This window comes from uncultured Veillonella sp. (genome assembly GCF_934190855.1).
Lineage (GTDB): Bacteria > Bacillota > Negativicutes > Veillonellales > Veillonellaceae > Veillonella.
This window is the reverse complement of record NZ_CAKPTN010000210.1, coordinates 1-2,420: the sequence shown is the minus strand read 5'-3', so window position 1 is coordinate 2,420 and position 2,420 is coordinate 1. Positions and strand designations below refer to the sequence as shown.

The following is a 2,420-nucleotide window of genomic DNA, read 5'->3' as shown; positions in this document are numbered from 1 at the left end:
GTCCATGATACTTTCAATAAGACGATCACCGAGAGCATGACCACGGCCCTCAGGGCGCACATAGAGACGCTTCATTTCACAACGGGTATCGCTATGCTGATAATACGCCACCATGCCGAGTACCGTGTCATTATCATCGATAGCTACTAATAACTCACCATTGGGAGCCGTATACTTCTCAGCAATATCTGCCAATTCCTTATCCAAATTCTGAAAGGACAAATCGCGACCGAGCCACTGAGTGTACTCTTGAATTAACTCTTTTACCTGATCTAAATACGGTTTGCCATCAACTATTTTAATCATATACACTCCAACGGATACAATCCTCACAACTATTTCTTCTTATATGGTGTATGTTGAAAAATTTCTTGTACAATCCCTTCTCCAACAATAGTACTGCCTTCCATAATAAGGAACGACCTACCTTCTTGTAAACTAGAATAATCTATATCCTCATTTACTGGTAGCGCATTGGCGCGTATTGGCTGATCAAAGATAACATCCTTACCATCAATAAAGTTGACTTCAAGATGCTCCTCAGTGCCTTTTACAACGATATGAGGACTATACTTTCCATTAATTAAATTTGGTGGGTTTGTCATCTTCTTCCTAAAGAAAGTAACAGTGCAACTAATCGTAAAATCTAAATCACTCATATTAGGCCTCATCAATTACATATACCATATTGCCTGTAAAGTATATCAGAGTAAAAACTAAATTGCTCTATGTTAAGATTATCTAATCAATCTAGAACCTTTTTAAAAATTTCCTTATTTTCTAAAACTATATTATATATTCTAACCAAAAAGACTTTTATAAAGCGCCTTAATTTCTCGTCCGTATTTCACTGCACCGGGAATATGCAATCTTTTATAATAGTCTTCTAATATTTCTGGGTGATTTTTCAAAATATCAAATTCAATCATATACATCGCAATACTCGTTATAGAATATTTTCCTATCTCAAGTATAGTTGATGTATCTTCTAAATCTAATTCCTCGCCTTTTGGAAATTCACCATCAGGATATTCTTCCCAAGATTCATCACTGTATTGCCAAAAAGCTTTACTCCAAAGAATCAGTTCTTTACGATTGTATTCTATTAATTGCTCGAAAAACTGTATTAACTCTTCCTCAGAAGATAACTTGCAATTAAACCCTTCTAATAAGAATTGTCTTTGATTCAATCGATTTCTTAGTTCTTGAATTTCTATACTTTGTAGTTCTTCATTAAAGTTATCAGGTCCTAATTCCTCTATAATATCTAAATATATAGGGCTATCTATAAATTCTTTTAAAGCTCTCATATTCTTACATCCTTACAGAATTAACACCTTCCATAATAAAGAACTCCGTATCTCCTTTTAGAATAAAGTAATTTACAATTTCAAAAACTAACAACATATTAACTCATATTAGACCTCATCAATTACATATACCATATTGCCTGTAAAGTATATGTTCATTATACAGTGAACAGGATTTCCTTCAGTACATAGCCAGCCTTGGAATACAGCACGTCCCCAATTATAGGTCTCCGTAATGACCTCAAACTTACTTTCACTATACTCCTGTTGATACTGAGGTAACTCAATTCTTTTACCGGTGAAAGTATCTAGTATTGTACTATCAAAGACGAGAATTTCTAAGTCATCAATATCACATTTCTCAAATACAATCTTAGCCTTATGAGTCTGTTCACCACTATTATCATAAGAGAAAATATAATCAAAGGTAAAAGTTAAATTACCATCTGCGTATTCTATTTTTTGTACCCTTGCATCGTGTAGAGAATACTTAAAATACTCTCCGAAAGATCTTGTGATTTTCATATAACCTCATTATGCATTTAATAATACTTTTCACCTATATTGTATCATGTGTACCATTATGATAAATGATCAATTACCAATCACCCAATATATATTAAAACACAAATAAAAAAGCACATGATAAAACGCTTTTATACGTTAAAAATCATGTGCTTCATTTTATCAAAGACTAACAACTTTAACTTATTATAAGACCAAAAGTCTATTACTTTTCACTTATTTTGTTAATAAATGATGGTATATTGGCATGCCTAAGAACATCACCAAAATGGCTAGTAAGACCAACATCCCCAATCAATTCAATACCAATATCACGACCCTTAATAGCTTTAATTTTAGATCTCAATTGCTCTAAACCATCTTCTACATAAAACTTTTCATACTTAGCTGGTTCACCCGCAACAATTGTAGTTCCAAGTCCCTTCTCTTTAATCTGATTCAACTGTACTAACCAAATTTTAGTACCATCAAATACCCACTCAATCGAGACATCACCTAAAAGATAATGATATTTACGAATTCCATTTAATAATGCTTTTAATTTTAATAATACCCCATCAGGTAAAGTATCTAAACACTCTGCAC

At 32.7% G+C, this 2,420-nt stretch carries 4 protein-coding genes and 1 pseudogene; all 5 read right to left on the bottom strand.

Annotated elements, in window-relative coordinates; all coding sequences use genetic code 11:
* The coding region (locus Q0F90_RS08845; protein ID WP_296004857.1) for a GNAT family N-acetyltransferase at positions 1 to 306 on the bottom strand (306 nt) is incomplete at its 3' end.
* Positions 307 to 335: 29 nt separating this feature from the next.
* Positions 336 to 659, bottom strand: coding sequence for a hypothetical protein (locus Q0F90_RS08840; RefSeq protein WP_296004855.1), 324 nt, complete (start codon positions 657 to 659; stop codon positions 336 to 338).
* Positions 660 to 800: 141 nt separating this feature from the next.
* Positions 801 to 1,310, bottom strand: a complete 510-nt coding sequence (locus tag Q0F90_RS08835; protein ID WP_296004853.1) for a hypothetical protein — start codon at positions 1,308 to 1,310, stop codon at positions 801 to 803.
* 108 nt (positions 1,311 to 1,418) lie between these two features.
* Positions 1,419 to 1,835, bottom strand: a complete 417-nt coding sequence (locus Q0F90_RS08830) for a hypothetical protein (RefSeq protein ID WP_296004851.1) — start codon at positions 1,833 to 1,835, stop codon at positions 1,419 to 1,421.
* Positions 1,836 to 2,040: 205 nt separating this feature from the next.
* Positions 2,041 to 2,420, bottom strand: a pseudogene (locus tag Q0F90_RS08825) (hypothetical protein); the annotation flags it as partial.